The 17,355-nt window shown below is 72.3% G+C and carries 18 protein-coding genes; 5 read left to right on the top strand and 13 right to left on the bottom strand.

All coding sequences use genetic code 11. The features are described 5' to 3' along the window. Nucleotides 1–10 precede the first annotated feature (10 nt). Nucleotides 11–406 carry a DUF2267 domain-containing protein gene (locus OG937_05010; GenBank protein ID WUD71087.1) on the bottom strand — a complete coding sequence of 132 codons (396 nt, stop codon included), beginning with the start codon at nt 404–406 and terminating at the stop codon, nt 11–13. 282 nt (nt 407–688) lie between these two features. Between OG937_05010 and OG937_05005 the strand changes: the two genes are divergently transcribed. Together OG937_05005 and OG937_05000 are read left to right on the top strand one after the other, a co-directional pair. Beyond that, nucleotides 689–1,045 carry a DUF805 domain-containing protein gene (locus OG937_05005; GenBank protein WUD71086.1) on the top strand — a complete coding sequence of 119 codons (357 nt, stop codon included), beginning with the start codon at nt 689–691 and terminating at the stop codon, nt 1,043–1,045. 176 nt (nt 1,046–1,221) lie between these two features. Continuing rightward, nucleotides 1,222–1,821: a hypothetical protein gene (locus OG937_05000; GenBank protein WUD71085.1), complete on the top strand. Its 600-nt coding sequence runs from the start codon at nt 1,222–1,224 to the stop codon at nt 1,819–1,821. A 79-nt stretch (nt 1,822–1,900) separates the two neighbouring features. Here the strand turns inward: OG937_05000 and OG937_04995 are convergent, their stop codons facing one another. Both OG937_04995 and OG937_04990 read right to left on the bottom strand, forming a co-directional pair. Then, the gene (locus OG937_04995) at nt 1,901–3,352 is read right to left on the bottom strand and encodes an aldehyde dehydrogenase (GenBank protein WUD71084.1); all 1,452 of its coding nucleotides are present in this window, start codon (nt 3,350–3,352) and stop codon (nt 1,901–1,903) included. A gap of 74 nt (nt 3,353–3,426) precedes the next feature. Further along, on the bottom strand, nt 3,427–4,278 hold the full coding sequence (locus OG937_04990; GenBank protein ID WUD71083.1) for an oxidoreductase: 852 nt from the start codon (nt 4,276–4,278) through the stop codon (nt 3,427–3,429). Between the two features lie 173 nt (nt 4,279–4,451). Between OG937_04990 and OG937_04985 the strand changes: the two genes are divergently transcribed. Next, nucleotides 4,452–4,997 (top strand): TetR/AcrR family transcriptional regulator, encoded by a 546-nt coding sequence (locus OG937_04985; GenBank protein ID WUD71082.1) that lies wholly within the window; start codon nt 4,452–4,454, stop codon nt 4,995–4,997. A gap of 27 nt (nt 4,998–5,024) precedes the next feature. Here the strand turns inward: OG937_04985 and OG937_04980 are convergent, their stop codons facing one another. From OG937_04980 to OG937_04955, 6 genes are all read right to left on the bottom strand, one after another. Continuing rightward, a complete protein-coding gene (locus OG937_04980) occupies nt 5,025–5,288 on the bottom strand; it encodes a helix-turn-helix transcriptional regulator (protein WUD71081.1) in 264 nt (87 codons plus the stop codon). Nucleotides 5,289–5,516: 228 nt separating this feature from the next. Further along, nucleotides 5,517–8,393, bottom strand: a complete 2,877-nt coding sequence (locus OG937_04975; protein WUD71080.1) for a SpoIIE family protein phosphatase — start codon at nt 8,391–8,393, stop codon at nt 5,517–5,519. Between the two features lie 15 nt (nt 8,394–8,408). After that, nucleotides 8,409–8,723: a hypothetical protein gene (locus OG937_04970; protein ID WUD71079.1), complete on the bottom strand. Its 315-nt coding sequence runs from the start codon at nt 8,721–8,723 to the stop codon at nt 8,409–8,411. A 184-nt stretch (nt 8,724–8,907) separates the two neighbouring features. Next, on the bottom strand, nt 8,908–9,561 hold the full coding sequence (locus OG937_04965) for an NAD(P)H-dependent oxidoreductase (GenBank protein WUD71078.1): 654 nt from the start codon (nt 9,559–9,561) through the stop codon (nt 8,908–8,910). Between the two features lie 528 nt (nt 9,562–10,089). Next, on the bottom strand, nt 10,090–10,404 hold the full coding sequence (locus OG937_04960; GenBank protein ID WUD71077.1) for a hypothetical protein: 315 nt from the start codon (nt 10,402–10,404) through the stop codon (nt 10,090–10,092). A 68-nt stretch (nt 10,405–10,472) separates the two neighbouring features. Then, a complete protein-coding gene (locus OG937_04955) occupies nt 10,473–10,832 on the bottom strand; it encodes a hypothetical protein (protein ID WUD71076.1) in 360 nt (119 codons plus the stop codon). A 395-nt stretch (nt 10,833–11,227) separates the two neighbouring features. Between OG937_04955 and OG937_04950 the strand changes: the two genes are divergently transcribed. Next, nucleotides 11,228–11,707 carry a MarR family winged helix-turn-helix transcriptional regulator gene (locus tag OG937_04950; protein ID WUD71075.1) on the top strand — a complete coding sequence of 160 codons (480 nt, stop codon included), beginning with the start codon at nt 11,228–11,230 and terminating at the stop codon, nt 11,705–11,707. A 102-nt stretch (nt 11,708–11,809) separates the two neighbouring features. Here OG937_04950 and OG937_04945 read toward each other — a convergent pair whose 3' ends face one another. The 3 genes from OG937_04945 to OG937_04935 form a co-directional block, all read right to left on the bottom strand. Next, complete coding sequence (locus OG937_04945; GenBank protein WUD71074.1) at nt 11,810–12,136, bottom strand: hypothetical protein; 327 nt, start codon at nt 12,134–12,136, stop codon at nt 11,810–11,812. A 180-nt stretch (nt 12,137–12,316) separates the two neighbouring features. Beyond that, nucleotides 12,317–12,952, bottom strand: a complete 636-nt coding sequence (locus OG937_04940) for a DUF1345 domain-containing protein (protein WUD71073.1) — start codon at nt 12,950–12,952, stop codon at nt 12,317–12,319. A gap of 110 nt (nt 12,953–13,062) precedes the next feature. After that, the gene (locus OG937_04935; GenBank protein WUD71072.1) at nt 13,063–13,536 is read right to left on the bottom strand and encodes a carboxymuconolactone decarboxylase family protein; all 474 of its coding nucleotides are present in this window, start codon (nt 13,534–13,536) and stop codon (nt 13,063–13,065) included. 111 nt (nt 13,537–13,647) lie between these two features. On the opposite strand from OG937_04935, the gene OG937_04930 reads away from it, so the two are divergent. Then, nucleotides 13,648–14,382 carry a class I SAM-dependent methyltransferase gene (locus tag OG937_04930; GenBank protein ID WUD71071.1) on the top strand — a complete coding sequence of 245 codons (735 nt, stop codon included), beginning with the start codon at nt 13,648–13,650 and terminating at the stop codon, nt 14,380–14,382. 78 nt (nt 14,383–14,460) lie between these two features. Here OG937_04930 and OG937_04925 read toward each other — a convergent pair whose 3' ends face one another. Further along, nucleotides 14,461–16,761 carry an esterase-like activity of phytase family protein gene (locus OG937_04925; protein WUD71070.1) on the bottom strand — a complete coding sequence of 767 codons (2,301 nt, stop codon included), beginning with the start codon at nt 16,759–16,761 and terminating at the stop codon, nt 14,461–14,463. Nucleotides 16,762–17,355 lie beyond the last annotated feature (594 nt).

Below are 17,355 nucleotides of genomic sequence, written 5' to 3'. Positions count from 1 at the left end.
GGCGGCCGGCTCAGGCGGCGCTGACGAGGTCGTCGCGGCCGAACAGCGGGGCGTAGTCGCACGGCAACTGGTGCAGGACGCGCGTGGTCAGGTCGCGTCCGGCCAGGCGTGCGACCACGGCGAGCACGGTGCAGCTGTCCCAGCGTGCCGTGGTGGTGCTGCCGCCGGTGCGTGCGGCCAGGTCCTCGACGAAGGCGCCGCAGGTGATGGGCCGGATCTCCGGGATCTCGGCGGTGAAGACCAGTGCCGCCTCGACCGGCAGGCACGCGGCCAGGGCGACGCGTTCGTCGCCGATGAGCCGGCGGCCCAGGGCGGCGAGCACCGCCCGCACGGCCTCCTCGGCCCGTTCCCGGGTGGGGTAGACGCCGTCGTACCGCACCCGCTCCAGCATGTGGTCGAACGTCATGGACGCCGTGGGCCGACCCGGTTGGGGCTGGGGGGACATCGGTGGACCTCCGCGGTGGGTGGGCGTGCCGGCCGGTGGGTCCGGCCGTTCCGCCCCCGTCTACCCCGAAAACCGCGGTGTATGACTCCCGGACCGCCATGGGGACGGTACGACCCGAAGGCCGTGAAACGGATCAAGGCCATTTGCCGTCACATGTCTTGACCTGCCCACTACAAAACCGTACATTCCGCCTGCCCGGCCGCTCCGGACGGGCTTCCGTTCGTCGACCTTGGGGGGTTCCGCATGCACTGGTACGTGGACGTGCTCAAGAAGTACGCCGTCTTCGGCGGGCGCGCGCGCCGCACCGAATACTGGATGTTCGCGCTGTTCAACGTGGTGATCAGCATCGTGCTCGTCCTCGTCGGGCGCGCGATCGACTTCAACTTCCTCCAGTCGATCTACGCGCTCGCGGTGCTGCTGCCCGGGCTCGGCGTCGCCGTCCGCCGCCTGCACGACACCGGGCGGTCCGGGTGGTGGATCCTGATCGCCCTCGTCCCGGTCGTCGGCGCGATCGTCCTGCTGGTCTTCTTCTGCACCGAGGGCCAGCCCTCCGAGAACCAGTACGGCGCGAACCCGAAGTTCAGCGGCGCGCCCGCCTGATCTCCGCGTGGTGCGGGGCCCCTTCCGGCCGGGCCGGCCGGAAGGGGCCGCGTGCCGTCCGGGCCGTGCGGTGTCTGAATTCGCCGGTCGGGGGGTGTGGGGGGATGCTGGTGTATATGAGTACGCGCGTTCCTGCGGATTCTGTGGCTCGGGCGGAGTTGCCCGGGTGGTCGCCGATGCTGGCGGTGGCGGGGCCGTTGCCGGGGTCGGGGGCCGAGGCGGAGTACGGTTTCGAGCCGTTGTTCAACGGTGCCCGGGTGCTGGTGTACCTGCCGGGGGACGGTCAGGTGCGGTTGGTGTCGGGGATCGGGCAGGACGTGACGGCGGGGTATCCGGAGTTGCGGGGGTTGCCGGGGTTGTTGCCGCCGGGTCTGGTGGGGGTGCTGGACGGGGAGATCGTGGCGTTGGGGAAGCATGGTGGGGTGTCGGTGGAGCGGTTGCAGCGGCGGATGAGTCTGCGGCATCCGGCGGCGGTGGCGGAGGCGGCGGAGGCGATGCCGGCGCAGTTGGTGGTGTACGACATCCTGCACTTGGGGGAGCCGGTGTTGCATTCGCCGTACACGGCGCGGCGGGCGTTGCTGGATGATCTGGGGGTGTCGGGGCCGCATGTGGTGGTGCCGCCGTACTGGCCGGCGATGGCGAGTGAGGCGTTGCACTACATCCGTCAGGAGGGGTACGACGGTGTGGTGGCGAAGCGGTTGACCAGCACGTACCTTCCGGGTCGCCGCAGCCGTGACTGGATCAAGGTCAAGAACCTCCACGCCGACGACTCCTGACCCCCACCCGGGCCGCCGCGACCGGTGACCGCCGGGCCCGGGGCGCCCCACACACCTCCCGGGCCCGGCCCGTCCGCGGTCACCGCCGACGGGTGATCGTCTTGTGCTCGACGTAGCCGGTCAGGCCCACCGACCCGTACTCGCGGCCGATGCCGCTGGCCTTGTAGCCACCGAACGGGCCGTCGAAGCTCATCGGGGAGCCGTTCAGGGTGACGGTCCCGGTGCGCAGTCGGCGGGCGACCGCCAGCGCACGCTCGGGGCTCGTGGTCCAGACGCCCCCCGACAGGCCGTAGTCGGAGTCGTTGGCGATCCGCACCGCGTCGTCCTCGTCGTCGTAGGCGATCACGACCAGCACGGGGCCGAAGATCTCCTCCCGGGCGATGCGCATGCCGTTGTCGACGTCGGCGAAGACGGTGGGGGTGACGTAGTTGCCCTCCTCCAGCCCCCGCGGCACCTCGGGCCCGCCGGTCACCAGGCGGGCGCCCTCCTCGATGCCCAGCTTGATGTAGTCGATCACGCGCTGCTGCTGGTCACGGCGGATCATGGGGCCGATGAAGGTGTCCGGCTCGGAGGGGTCGCCGACCTTCAGCGACTCCACCATCTCCTTCAGGGCCGTGACGACCTCCTCGTAGCGGCTGCGCGGCGCCAGGATCCGGGTCTGCAGGATGCAGGCCTCGCCGTTGTTCGCCAGGGAGCCGAAGCGCAGCCCCTGCATCACGGCGGGGAGGTCGGCGTCGTCGAGGATGACGGCCGCGGACTTGCCGCCCAGTTCGAGGCTCACCCGCTTGAGCTGCTCGCCGGCGATCGAGGCGATGCGCCGTCCGGCGCGGGTCGAGCCGGTGAAGGCGATCTTGTCGACGTCCGGGTGCGAGACGAGGTGCTCGCTGGTCTCCCGGTCCGCCGGGAGGACGCTGAGCACGCCCTCGGGGAGGCCCGCCTCGTGGAAGAGGTCCGCCAGCAGCATCATGCTCAGCGAGTTCTCCGGGGAGACCTTCAGCACCACGGTGTTGCCGGCCAGAAGGGCCGGGGTCAGCTTGGCCGTGGCCGCGGAGAAGGGCGAGTTCCACGGGATGACCGCGGCGACCACGCCGATCGCCTCGCGCCTGGCCACGGTGTCGAAGGCCACCGAGGGGTCGGAGGGTTCGAGGACCTCCTCCCAGCCGAGTTCGGCGGCGGCCTTGAGGTAGGCGTCGACCTGGCGGGTCAGGAACGGCTGGCCGGCCTTGGTGAACCAGCCCGCCGAACCGTTCTCGGCGGATATGGTCGCGGCGATCTCGTCGGCACGGGCCTCGCGCAGCGCATTGACCCGGCGGATCACCTCCTGCCGCTCCTTGGGGTCGGTGCGCGGCCACGGCCCGTTGTCGAAGGCCTCACGCGCCGCGGCGACGGCCGCGTCCACGTCCGCGTCGGACGCCTGGGCCACCCGGCCGAGGACGGACTGGTCGTGGGGGGAGCGGATCTCGAGGAGGAGGTCAGGGTCGCTGGGGGTCACCCAGGAGCCGCCGATGAAGAGCCTGTCGCGAAGGGTCATCAGTCACGTCTTCCAGTTGCGGGGGCAAGGCAAGGGCAAGGGCAAAGCCGGGGCGGGGGTAGGCGGGTGCGGGGTCACGCGGAGCCGGAAGCGACCGGGTGGTCCGTGGAGCGGCTGAGGTGCGCCCACGTCCTGGCCTCCGTCAGACGTGCCTCCTCCGCGTCCAGTGCGATCTCCAGCGCGTCGCTGCCGAGCAGCAGGCGGCGCGGGGGCTCCTCGGCGCCGACGACGTCGACGATCGCCCGGGCCATGCGGGCCGGGTCGCCGGGCTCGTTGCCGCTGTAGGCCGCGAACCGCTCCTGCCACTGCCCGACGGTCTGCTCGTAGTCGGCACCGATCGGGCCCGAGGTCAGCGCGGCGCCGGCGGCCCAGCCGGTGCGGATGCCGCCCGGCTCCACGATGGTCACCTTGATGCCGAGCGGGGCCACCTCGTTCGCCAGGACCTCGGAGAAGCCCGCGACCGCGAACTTGGCGGTCTGGTACGCGCTGAGGCCGGGCGTGCCGCCGACCCGGCCGCCGATGGACGAGATCTGCACGAAGTGCCCGGAACGCCGGCCGCGCAGGACGGGCAGCGCCGCCCGCGTCACGTTGACGACCCCGAAGAGGTTCGCCTCGATCTGGGCCCGGAACTCGTCCTCCGGGAAGTCCTCCACCGAGCCGTTGGTCGCGTAGCCCGCGTTGTTGACCACGACGTCGAGGCCGCCGAAGCGCTCGACCACCGCCGCGACCACCTGCCGGGCCTCCGCGGGCGAGGTGACGTCCAGCGCGAGGCTCTGGAACCGCTCGGGGTGTGCCGCCGCCAGCTCCGCCAGCGCCTCCGGCTTGCGCGAGGTCACCGCGACCCGGTCGCCCGCCTCCAGCGCCGCGACCGCGAGGGCCTTCCCGAGGCCCTGGGAACCACCGGTGATCAGCCACGTACGTGCCATGGAACGTTCCTCCTGTCCTGCGACGAGCGCTCTCGGGCCGAGGGGCGGATCCGAGGTCACTGTCGAAGCTCTTCAAGTAACTGCAACACCAATGTAGCACTATGCATGCCCGATGCAGCGGGTGTGATGGTGATGTACGTCTAACTGCGACTCGCTGTTACCATGACGCCATCATGAGAGCCGATGCCGCACGTAACCTCGCCGTGGTCCTGCGCACCGGGGCCCGGCTGCTGGCCGAGGACCCCGGCACGTCGATGTCGGCCATCGCCACTGCGGCGGGGGTGGACCGGACGACCGTCCACCGCCGCTTCGCCACGCGCGAAGCCCTGCTCAACGCCGTCTTCCACGCGAAACTCGACTCCGCCGAGCGCGTCCTCGACGAGGCGCGGCTCATGGAGGCGCCCGTCGGTGTGGCCCTCCACCGCTACGTGGAGGGGATCGTCCCCGTCAGCCGTGAGTGGCCCGTCGACACGCGCCGCATGATGCGGCAGGACCCCGAGGCCGACCGCCGGCGTGCGGAGCAGAGCGCGCGGCTGGACGCCTTCCTGCGGCGCGCCGCGGACGAGGGCCATCTGCGCCCCGACGCCTCCCCGGAGTGGGTGAGGGCGGTCCTCGACCAGCTGGTGGACACCGTCGCCCATCGCTTTCCCGACGTGGAGCCCCCGCGGGCGGCCGACCTCGTGGTGGACACGTTCCTCAACGGCTTCGGCCGCTCCTGATCCTTCGGGCTGCCGGGACCGCCGTGGTCACAGTCCGAGGGCGACGGCGGTGCGGGTGAGTTCGGCGGTGCTGTAGATGCCGAGCTTGGCGCGGATGCGGCGGAGGTAGGCGTCGACGGTGTGCTTGGACAGTCCCATGTGGCGGGCGGTCTGGAGGTAGGTGCGGCCCGCGGCGATGTGGCGGAGGGTCTCGCGTTCGCGGGGGGCGAGTTCGGGGACGTCGCCGCTGGTCCCGGCGGTGTCGGCGTCGGGGCTGGGGTCGGTCTGGGGCGTGGCGGGTGCGGAGCTCATGGGGTGTCCTTCGGCGGTTCGGCGGCTGCGGTCCCTGCTCACGCCCTCGGAAGCAGGAGGTCGATGTCCGATTAGGGCGTTTTGCCCTCTATGGACCACCTTCGCGCTGCGACGTCATGACCCCGTCCGCCGACTGTCACAGACGTGTCACACCATGCTCCGCGGGGCCGGCCCGGGCGGCCACCTATCCGCCAACAGCGCCGCCCACGGGGGAAGTTGGAAGGCCGGTCAGTCGAGGGGCGGAACGGCGTCCACGTCGAACGGCTCCGGGAGCGGCACGCAGGCGTCGGGGTCGGGCAGCTGCTGCGCCGTCCAGATGCACTTGCCGTTTGGGGTGTAGCGGGCGCCCCACCGCTGGGACAGGGAGGCGACGAGCTGGAGGCCCCGGCCCCCCTCGTCCGTCTCGGAGGCGTGGCGGATGCGGGGCATCGTCAGGCTGTCGTCGGAGACCTCGCAGACCAGGTCGATGTCCCGCAGCAGCCGTAGCGTCATCGGGCCCTTCCCGTGGCGGACGACGTTCCCCACCAGCTCACTGGCGAGCAGCTCCGTCGTCGGCGTCAGCTCCTCCAGACCCCACGCGGACAACTGCTCCCGCACATGCCCGCGGGCCATCCCCGCCGCCCGCGGGTCCTCGGGGAGCGGCCAGCAGGCGATCCGCTCGGGGGCGAGCGCGTGGACGCGGGCGACGAGGAGCGCGATGTCGTCACTGGTGGTCCGCCCGACCGGGAGCAGCCCGCAGATGAGGGCGTCGCAGAGCGCCCCCAGGTCCTCGGCGTCCACGTCGGCCAGCAGGCGCGCCAGATCGCCCAGGCCCTCGTCGATCTCGCGCTCGGAGGACTCGACCAGCCCGTCGGTGAACAGCACGAGCAGGCTCTCCCGGGGGACCTGCAGCTCGATGCTCTCGAACGGCTGCTCCGCGGCTCCCAGGGGCGGGTTCGGCGCCGCCTTCGGAAAGCGCACGGTCCCGTCGGGATGGACGACCGCGGGCGGGGGGTGCCCGGCGCGTGTGACCGAACAGGTGCCGGTGGTCGAGTCGTAGAGCACGTAGAGGCAGGTGGCGTACGAGTCGGCGCCGAGTCCGCCGACGATGTCGTTGAGGTGCCCCATGATCTCGTCGGGGGGCAGTTCGAGACCGGCCAGCGTGTGGACGGCCGTGCGCAGGCGTCCCATGGTGACCGCCTCGGACAGGCCGTGGCCCATCACGTCGCCGATGACGAAGGCGACCCGGCCGGCGGACAGCGGGATCACGTCGTACCAGTCGCCGCCGACGTCCGCGCCCTGCTCGGTCGGCAGGTAGCGGGCGGCGAGGGTGCACGACGGCAGCCCGGGCAGCTCCTGGGGGAGCAGCGCGCTCTGCAGTTCCCGGGAGCGGGTGTGCTCGGCGTCGTACAGCCGCGCGCGCTCCAGGGCGTGGGCCACCAGGGCGCTGATGGCGCTCAGCAGGGTGCGCTCCTCGTCCGTCAGGCGCCGCGGCTGGTCGAAGGCGACCACGCACACGCCGAAGGTGAGCCCGGAGGCGGTCAGCGGCAGGAAGGCCCAGGACCCCTTCCCGGTCAGGTGCGGGCGGTCGGACATGGCCGGGTACCGCGCCGCGTACTCCTCGGCCGAGGAGACGAACACCGGTCCGCTGGTCGAGATGGCGTCCCACACCGGGTCCTTGGCACCCCGGGGGCGGCCTTGGAGGTTGTCGAGGAAGGCCTGCGGGTAGCCGACGGACCCCACGTTGTAGGCCCTGCCGTCCTCGAGCGCCTGCACCAGCAGCCCGGTGGCGCCGAACGGCGGCAGGACCCGCTGGGCGACGGCGTCCACCACGTCGCGCGAGGTCGTCGCCTTGGCGAGGGCCGCGGTCAGTTCGGCGATCCGGGTCGCGCGTTCGCCCGCCGCCCGCTCGGAGGCGGCGCGCTCGGCCTCGTGCCTGCGCCGGTCGGTGACGTCGGTGAAGTAGAGCGTCACCCCGTCGGGCAGCGGGACCAGCCGGACCTGGTAGCAGGAGCCCGTGTCCGGCATCCGTACGTCGAAGCTCGTGGGCGCCGCCTTGGCCGCGGCCTCCCGGCAGCGCGACTCCAGGCCGGGGATCTGGCGCAGCGACGGCAGCGTCCAGAGCACCCGGCCGAACAGCTCCTCCTCGGAGGAGCCGAGTACGTCCTCGGCCTCCAGGTTGACGAAGGTGATGCGCCAGTCCTCGTCCGCGGAGAGGAAGCCGTCGCTCATGTACCGCAGGGCGCGGCTCAGCGCGTCCCGCGCGGACCGCGACTCGTTGCTCTCCCACGCCGTTCCGATCATCCGGTACGGCTCGCCCCTGTCGTCCAGGACCACCTTGGCGCGGGTCTCGGTCCAGCCGTAGCTGCCGTCGGGGCGGCGCACCCGGTATTCGGCCTCGAACACGCCCCGGTCCCGGATCGCCCTCTCGGCGGTGGCGAGCGTCCACCGCAGGTCGTCGGGGTGGACGACCTTCATCCAGCTCTCGACCCGGGGCACGAAGTCGGAGGGGTCGGTGCCGTAGACGGCCATGGCCGCGTCGTCCCAGGCGAGTTCGCCGGTGCGGATGTTCCAGTCCCACGTGCCCACCTCGACGGCCTTCAGCGCCTGCCGCAGCCGGCTGCCGCTGGGTTCCTCGTGCGTGGGGCGGGTCGGGGGCGGCGCCTGGTCCACGCGTTCCTGGGCCCAGGCGGTCACCGCCTCGAGGAACCGCCACTGCTCCTCGGTGGGCTCCCCGGCCGAGCCGGTGACGACGGTCAGCGACCCCACCGAGCTCACCCCGTCGGACAGGGCCACGGAGGCCAGCCCCGTGCCGGGCCATCCCTTCGCCGTCCCGGGCCGTCCCGCGCCGGCCGATCCGTCGGCCGCCCACACGCGGCCGTGCCGGCGCACGGCGCGCGCCGGGACCGCCGGGCTCTCCTGGTCGATGATCTCCCAGGGGCGTACGTACCCCGGTGACAGCCCGACCGTGGACACCAGGCGCAGCGCCGACATCGGCCCGCACAGGTGGACCGCGCCGCCCAGCCCGTCCAGCTCGGCGACCGCGTGCTGCAGCGCGAGCCGGAGCACCTCGCCCTCACCGATGCCCTTCTCCACATCGGCGAGGAGCGCCAATCGGTCGTTCACGATGTAAATGTACATTTATGGAGCAAAGCTGGCAGGCGAGGCAGGCCTTACTCCCGTGGTGGTCCGGTTCCGCTCGGGCTCCCCGGGGCCGCCGGGGCGCGGGGCCCGGCCGGGGCCCTCCTGGAGGTGCAGGAGGAAGAGGGCGTTCAGCACGTCGTCCGACATGCCGGCGAGGAGGGCCTCCGGTGTCGTGGCCATCGCGTGCGCGAGGTCGTCGACCAGGTGCGCCAAACCGTCGATGCCGGACTCCAGCGGGCCGGAGGCGGCGTCGGGGCCGGCGGGGCCGTGGGGAACGGCGGCGTGGCGATGGGTGGTCGTCTGGTTGCTCATGGGCGTCTTCCGAACGGGGCGGGGGTGACCGCGGAGCGCGGCCGTGCGAGGTGTGCCGGACACGGCCAAGGGTGCGTCATCGCGGCCGCGCCGGCCACGGAACGCTGTTCCTATGCCTCCCGGTACCAGGCAGGGGGTGGGGGGAGCCGTGTCCTGCCCGGTGCGGGCAGGACACGGCCCGGGGTCAGGCGGCTGCGACGCGCTGCGCGACTTCCTTGGCCTTGGTGGTCGCGTCCTCCAGTGCCCGGGTCCACGAGGCCTCGGCCAGCGGGACGAGCTCGGCCATGGCGGGGTTCGACGCCGCCGCGGTCAGTTCGGGGACGATGAAGTCCAGGTCCAGGCCCATGTACTCGCCGAGGATGGACCGCAGGTAGTTCTGGACGTACTCGGAGGACTCCCGGGGGGTGCCCGGAGCGTAGGAGCCGCCGCGGCTGGCGATGACGGTCACCGGCACGCCCTTGACGCTGGAGGTGTCACCGGTCGTGCGTCCGACCATGAGCACGTGGTCGATCCAGCTCTTGAGCGTCGACGGGATCGTGAAGTTGTACATCGGGGCGCCGAGGAGCACGGCGTCGGCCTTCTCCAGTTCCTCGATCAGGGCCAGACGGCCCGCGAAGGCCGCCGCCTGTTCGGGGGTGTGCGACGGGGCGTCGACGAAGGCGGCGGAGAAGCCGTGCACGTCGAGGTGGGGGAGCGGGTCCGCGGCGAGGTCGCGGTAGACGACGGTGCCGTCCGGGTGCTGCTCCTGCCATGCGTCGCGGAAGGTCAGCGCGACGGTGCGGGAGCGGGAACCGGAGCCCGGGTGGAGGGAGGAGTCGAGGTGCAGCAAGGTTGCCATGTGAGTTCCAGGTGCGTCAGACGTGTGCGTGTCCCCGTGGGGCGGCTCCCCGGCGTCATGGCGCCGGGGAGCCCGGTGGCCCGCGTCGCCGGGGGATGCGAGGTGCGGGTCCCACGGCTCCACCGTGGTGCACCCGGGTCCCGCGGGCCAAAGAGGGGATTAGTCGCTAACTTTTGGTAAGTGCCTGGATGTGGAGCGGCGAACTGCCATCGGTGGAAAGGGAGTCGAACCGCGAAGGGGGCGGCCTGCCGCCGCCGTCACAGGGGCGTCATGGCGCGCCGCAGCGCCGTCCGGCCGGGTCGGCGGCGCGTGTGCGGCGGCACGCCGAAGGCTCCCCGGTCCGGAGGAGTCAGGACGGGGAGCCGGGGCGGTTTTCCATGGAGGGGTGCCGGGGCGCGCGGTGTGCGCGGCGGACGCGCGGCCAACTCATCTCCGGGGCAGCGGAGTTGGTTGTTCCCTCCGGTGGCGACCCGGCGCAGGCGCAGGCACGGGTCGGTGAGGTCGGGGGCCGGACGGCGCAGGCGGTGCTCAGGCCTGGGTGGCCGTGTCACCGGAGCCGGGGGTGTCGAGCGGGCGGCGGTGGGCGCCCATGCCCCGGACGCCGATGGAGGTGATGCGCTCACCGGCGGGGCGGCCGCGGTGCCGTCCGGTACCGGAGGCGGTGGCCGGGGGCTGCAGACGCCGTACCGCCACGAAGGCGTTGTTGAGCAGGCCGCCGGACTTCGTCGTCGGGATGGGCATGATGTTCTCCGGGTCTTTCGGTGTGCCGGTGGCGGCACGGGTGGGGGAGAGGCGGGGGCCGGTGCCGGTGCCGGGCCGTGCGAGGACGGGGCGGCTCGGCACCGGAGTGGCTTCCTGCCTGTCGGCGGGGCGTGCGTGGCCCGGCGGGGTGTGCCGGATCCGGTCGCGCCTCAGCGGACGGGCCCGTGGCCGTGGGACTGCCAGACGGTCACCCAGTGACCGTGGGACCAGCGGGCCAGGCGGTGGCCGTCGTACCGGTAGAGCTTGCCGTCGTACCCGTACCAGTACTGCACCTGGTGGTGGCCGTAGTCGTAGTGGTGGCGGGTGACCTCGTCGTTCCAGCGCCGGTCGTCGTTCCCGGCGCGGTCGGCGGACCTGTCCCACGCCGTGCTGCTGACGCTCACGGCGTGCCGGTCCTGGCCGGCGGGCCGGGGGGCGGCGGAGGCGGAACCTGTGGCTCCGAGCAGGGCGGTGCCGGCGAGTGCCACCGAGGCGGTGGAGGTGGCGATGATGCGCGTCCACTTGTTCATGACTGGTGTCTCCTTGCTGTGCCCCGGTGTGCGGGGCGTCGGACGACGGTCCGGCCGGGTGGGCCGGTCCCCGTCGTGCGGGGGCGATTCCGTGGTGTTGCCGGGGCGGGGCGCCTGGTTCGCAGGTGCTGGTTCCGCGGGGCCGGCGTCCCTGTGGATCGCTGGTGAATGGAACCTAACAGATGATTGAGGAGGGTCAATCATTTATGGGGTGTGACCATCGCCTCGCGCAAGGAATCAGGAGAGGTGGAATAACGCGGCACAAACGACCGCTTGGGGCGACCTCGTCCGTAGGGGTCGTGGTGGGGTCGTGGTGAGGTCGTGGTTCCCGAAATCGTTGAAGGTCATGGATTACCCATCGATCACGATGGTTGGCGGCGCGCTATGATGCAGGCATGGCAGTGAACGAGATCGCGGTTGAGGGTGCTGCAGGCGGCGACCCGCTGGAGCAGCTCGGTTTCCTGCTGGCCCGGCACGGCGCCATCGCGAACGGCCGCGTCCAGCGCGCCTTCGCTTCCTGCGGCCTCACACCGCGGGCGGGAGCCACGCTGATGCTGCTCGGGGGGTGCGGATCCATGGGGCAGCAGGGTCTCGTCGCGGCGCTCGAGGTGGATCCCAGCATCATGGTCGCGATCCTCAACGACCTCGAGTCCGCGGAGCTCGTCGAGCGCCGTCGCGACCCGTCCGACCGTCGCCGGCACATCGTCGCCATCACGGACCGGGGGCGCGGCGTGCTGGCCGAGGCCCAGGCGGCGGTGGAAGAGGTCGAGCGGGGGCTCTTCGGGGACTTGTCCCCGGAGGAGGTCACGGCGCTCCGCGGCCTCCTGGCCCGGGTGCGCACCTCGCCGGGCGACGAGCTCTGCACCGAGGAGTGACCCGCGGGCCCGGCCGGCACCCGTCCGCGCACGGGGACGGGAACAGCACCCCCGGTGGCCGGAGGTGCTGGTGGTTTCGGGTCGGCGGGACGTACGTGACGCTCAGTCGAAGATCACGCCGTTGTTGACGGTGCCGTTGTTGATGTTGGTGGAGTTGTTGTCGCCGACGACGATGATGATGCTGCCGTTGCCATTGGCGTTCGGGCGGTTGCCGCCCTGGTTCCAGCCGCGGCGCCCCCAGTCCCCGTCGTCGTGGCCCCGGCCTCCGCCGTGACCGCCGCCCCGGCCGGACTCCTTCGCGGTGGCCGCGTGCGCCTCGGCCGGCGCGGTGGCGGCGAACGCGGTGGTGGGGAGCAGCGCCCCTCCCGCGGCCAGGGTGGCCGCGGCGGTGAGGGTGACGAGGCGCTTGGTGCGGAGGGTGGGGGCCATGGTCGTTGTCCTTCGTGAGCGAGGGTGGAGGGGGTTCCGGTGGTGTCCGGTGGGCCGCCCCTGGGGGGTGAACCCGATGTCTCCAGTAAGCCGGGTACGGCGCCCGGCGTCATGTCGCTGCAATTCGGGACTTGACAGGAATTTTCGACTCGAGATATAGGGCGCGCGGCCGGTCGGCCCTCAGCCGGTGACCATCCCGGCGACCAGGTTGATCGTCGTGGCCAGGATGCTGGTGCCGAAGACGTACGACAGCAGCGAGTGCCGCAGCACCGTCGCACGGATCGCCGGGCTCGAGACGTCCGTGTCGGAGACCTGGTAGGTCATGCCCAGGTTGTAGCTGAAGTAGAAGAAGTCCCGGTACGTCGGCGGGTGCGGGGAGTTGAAGTCGATCCCGCCCGCCGCGGCCGCGTAGTAGAGGTACCCGTAGCGCGCGGCGTACATCAGGTGGAGCGCCGCCCAGGCCATGAACACCCCGCCCAGCGCGGTCGCCGCCGCGGCGTGATCCCTGTCGGTGCCGCCGCGCAGGAGCAGGACGACGATGGCCAGCAGCCCGCACAGGGCCGCGGCGACGACGACCAGCTCCTCGACGACGGGCCGGAAGTCCTCCCGCCGGGCGTTGCGGTGGGTGGCGGTCGCGTCCATCGGCCACAGCACGAGCCAGCCCGTCACGACGAAGACCGTCTCCGTCGCCGCGATCCCGGCGAGGACGCCCAGCGACGCGTCCGTCAGGACACCGACGACCACGCCGGTCAGCGCGCCGACGACGATCGCGCCTGCCAGCCGGGGGACCGCGGAGAGCGGCGAACTGGTCCTCATGCCGCATCACGCTACAACCCGGCGTCCGCGGCCCGTGGCAGCGGCACTTGGGATCGCCCGGAGGGTGCAGCGGCGCCCCGGCCCGTGGGCACGGGCCGGGGCGCCCGCCCTCAGCCGAACTGGCCGGGCCGGTAGTCGCCCGCGGGCTGGCGGTTGATGACGTTGACGCGGTTGTAGGCGTTGATGACGGCGATGAGGCCGATCAGGGCGACGAGCTGGTCCTCGTCGTAGTGCTTGACGGCGTTCGCCCAGACCTCGTCCGTGACGCCGCCGGCGGCGTCAGCGATGCGCGTGCCCTGCTCGGTGAGTTCCAGGGCGGCGCGCTCGGCCTCGGAGAAGACCGTGGCCTCGCGCCAGGTCGCGACGAGGTTCAGCCGCACCGAGGTCTCACCGGCCGCGGCGGCCTCCTTGGTGTGCATGTCGGCGCAGAAGGCACAGCCGTTGATCTGGCTGGCGCGGATCTTCACCAGCTCCTGGGTCGCGGCCGGCAGCCCCGACTCCGCGGGCAGCTTGCCCGCCGAGTTGAGGTGCTTGAAGAACCTGAGCGCGAGGTCGTTGCCGAACAGGTTCACGCGGGCTTCCATGGTGGGCTCCTCTTGCGTGGTGACGGTTACGCAGCCATGACGGACGGGCCGGCGGAAACGTGACACGGGCACGGATGTGACGTGGGTCCCACCGCGGGTAGCGTCGCCCCCATGGCTGACGAGGAATTCCGGGACCCGCGGCTCGCCGCGCTGTACGACGCCCTCGACGACCCCGGCCGCGGCGACCTCGACGCGTACACCGCGTTGGTGCGGGAGTACGACGCGCGCCGGGTCCTGGACATCGGCTGCGGAACGGGGGTGTTCGCCCTGCGTCTGGCCGGCCTCGGCATCGAGGTCGTCGCCGTCGACCCGGCCGGGGCGGCCCTCGACGTCGCCCGGGCCAAGCCGGGGGGTGAGCGGGTCCGGTGGATCCGCGGTGACGCGACGGCGCTGCCGCCGCTGCGCGTGGACCTGGCGACGATGACGGCCAACGTCGCCCAGGCGATCGACGACCCCGGGGTGTGGCGGGACACCCTGCGGGGGGCGTACGAGGCGCTGCGGCCGGGCGGCCGCCTGGTGTTCGAGACCCGGGACCCGGCGAAGCGCGCGTGGGAGGGCTGGAACCGCGAGGCGTCGCACCGGGTGGTGGACGTGCCGGGTACAGGACCGGTGGAGCACTGGGTCGACCTGCTGGACGTCAGCGGGCCGCTGGTGACGTTCCGTTGGACCTACGTCCTGGCCGCCGGCCGGGAGGTGCTGACCTCGACGTCCACCCTCCGGTTCCGGGAGCGGGAGGAGGTCGAGGCGGCGCTCACCGCGCAGGGGTACGACCTCGACGAGGTGCGGGACGCCCCGGACCGGCCCGGCCGGGAGTTCGTCTTCCTCGCGCGCCGTCCGGAGGCGTGACCCGCCGGGCTCGCACGGGCCTGACGCGTACGGCCGCCGGCGGACCGGCGGCCGTACGGGGGAGGGCGTCGCGGAGGATCAGCGCTGCCCGAAGACCTTCTTGCCGGAACCGAGGTCCAGGAAGACCGTCTCGCCGGTGGCGTCGGCCAGGGCGTCGTTGTCGGTCACGGCGTAGACGTGGCCGTCACCGCCCACGGTGAGCCCCTCGAGCTTCTCCTGGGTCCACCCGTTCGTCGCCCGGAGGTCGGGCAGCACGTCGTGGGCGAGCTTCTTGGGGAGCACCTGGAGCGGGCCCGACGGTGCGGCGGACTTCGGCATGTCGACCGTGTACACGCGCTTGATCTTCGCGGCCGGGCCGTTCAGCTTGTCCCGCTCGATCAGGGCGAGCTTGTCGCCGACCGCCGTGATCTCGGACAGGCCGATCCAGTCGCCGGGGGTGTCCGTGGTGCCGATCCGGTAGCCGAACCAGCTCCAGGTGCCCGACTGCACGTCGTAGCGGCCGATCCGGACGACCCCGGCCGGGTCGCCCTTGACCTCGCGCTGCAGTGTGGCCCACACGACCTCGCGGCCGTTGCCGTCGGTGGTGGCGGTGACGCCCTCGAAGCCCTGCTTCGCCAGGCCCGCGGCGACGTCCGCCGGGAGCGTGACGACCTGGCGGGTCACGCCGTCGCGGTCGAGCCGGACCAGCTTGTTGCCGTCGCCGGTCGCACCCTCGACGGCGAGCCAGAAGCCGCCCTGCGGACGGGCGTATATGCCCTCGGCGTCGTAGCCGACCGGCTTGCCGTCGGCGTCCTTGACGGTCAGGGCCCGGGTGATCACCACCGGCTTCCGCGAGGTGTCGATGGTCATGATCTTGGTGACGGAGTACGCCGCGTCGGTGACCGTGTACAGCTCGTGCGGCCTGCCGGGGACGGCGGACAGCGCGCCGAGCGCGCCCCAGCCGATCGGCGCGCCGGTGGAGTCCGGGGCCGAGACGATGCCGGGGAAGGACGGGGTGCCCTTGCCCAGCTGGAACAGGCTCACCGAGGACCGCACGTTGACCGAGGCGTCGTCCTCCTCGCTGGAGACCGCGAGCAGGTCGCGCGACGGGATCGGCAGCAGCCCCTCGGGGCCGTTGGTGGTGGCCAGCATCTGGCGGAAGACCGGGGCGGTCGGCCGGCTGACGTCGTAGACGGCGACGAAGTTGCTGCGCTCGGAGCCGACGAAGGCGTACCGCACGCCGTGGAAGGTGGCGACGACCACGCCCTCCGGCTCGGTGCCCTTCTTGCCCGCGCGGTCCTCGTTGTGCAGGCCGTAGCGCACCGCGAGGCGCTCGAAGCTGTTGCCCGCGTCCCACACGACCTTGCCGGTCTGGCTGTCGAAGACGGTCCAGCCGCGCGTGCCGCCCTTCCAGTCGCCCTCGTTGGCGGTGGCGAAGTAGCGGTCGTCGATCCAGTTGACGGCGTCGGGCTCGCGCCGTACGTCGGTGATCGAGCCGGTCTGGTCGATGACGCCGTCCTTGACGGTGTCGATGCCGTGCACGGTGGCCGTGCCGGCGCTGAAGGCCTTGGTGATCCGGCCCGTCGGCAGGTCCACCAGGACCAGCCCGTTGTTCTCCTGCAGCGTCACCACCAGCTGGTTGCGGCCGTTGACGGCGACGTACTCCGGCTCCGGGTCGGTGGGCTCCACGATCCCGGCGGCGGTCAGCACGGGCAGCGCGCCGCCGTCGGGCCGGGTCAGCGGTACGGCCCGGGTGCGCCAGTGCTGCGGCGAGGTGGCCTTGAGGTCGACGATCTGCACGAAGCCGGCCGGGGCCTGGGGCAGGTCGCCCTCCTCGCCGCCGGGCGGGGTCGCCTCCTCGTCGCGCTCGTTCTCGATCGCGATCGCGGCGTACCGCTTGTCCTTGGTGATGGTGATGGAGTCCGGCTGGCCGCCCAGGTCGATGCTGGTGACCCGCTTGCGGTCGCGCAGGGATATGACGTCGAGACGTCCGGAGGGGGTGGAGTAGCCGCTGCTGGTGTTGACCACGACCAGCACGTACTGGCCGACCACGGCCACGGAGGTGGGCTCGTCCTCGGCGTCGCCGAGCTCGGCCAGCGACAGGGTGCCGAGGCCGCGCGGGCTGCCCGGCCTGCCGATGTCGAGGAAGCCGATCCGGCGCGCCAGGGCGTCGGTGTAGACCAGGGTGCGGCCGTCCTCGCTGACGGCCGAGATCTCGGCGACGGTCGCCGTGGCCGGGTCCTCGCCCGCCGGGCGGTTCTGGAAGACCGGGTAGGTGGCGGTGCGCTGGAAGGTCGGCGTCACGTGCGGGTGGTGGGCACTCGCGGGGCTCGCGGCCACCAGCGTGCCGGCAGCGACAGCCGCGGTCGTGAGCGCGGCGTAGGTTCTCTTGGGGAGCATCGTCTCTCCGTTGCGCTACGGTCGGAAAGGCGATCATCTCGCCGCCGGACCAGCGCAATCGGGCGCGCAGATGAACAAACGACGAAGATCGTCCGGACGGAGCGACCGGAACGCCCCGGTCCGTGCGGGTGCGGGTGCGGGACCGGGCGGGACGTACCGCGATCCGCGCGATGATGACGTACCGTCAGGTCCGGCCGCGTGCCGGTGCGGTGGGAGCCGCGACGGCGGTGGCACGCGGTGACATCGGCCGGAGAACAGGAACGGCTCGAATCGTACGGCGGACCGGTCCTCCGTTCCGGGCGTGGCGTTCGAAACCGCGCGGGAGGGCGTGAAGCTGTCCGGGAGGCGGTCTGGCCTGGTCCGTGGCGCTGTGCTTCCCTGGGAGGGACACTTCAGCAGTCAGCACGGGGGAGCCGGCGGTGACACCCGAGGGCTCCAGCCACGTCCGATCACGCACGCGTCGGCAGGGTCGAGCCACCGTGGGCGGCAAGGGGTACCGGGGGCATTGGTCGATGGAAACGGCACCACGTGACGCGCACGGCGATGTCATGCACCTGCGCATCGAGCCGGAGCGCCTCCGCGCGCTCCCACCGT

Origin of the sequence: Streptomyces sp. NBC_00510 (assembly GCA_036013505.1) — a bacterium.
Taxonomy (GTDB): Bacteria; Actinomycetota; Actinomycetes; order Streptomycetales; family Streptomycetaceae; genus Actinacidiphila.
Note: the sequence above shows the minus strand (reverse complement) of the source record. Positions and strands in the feature narration are given on the sequence as shown.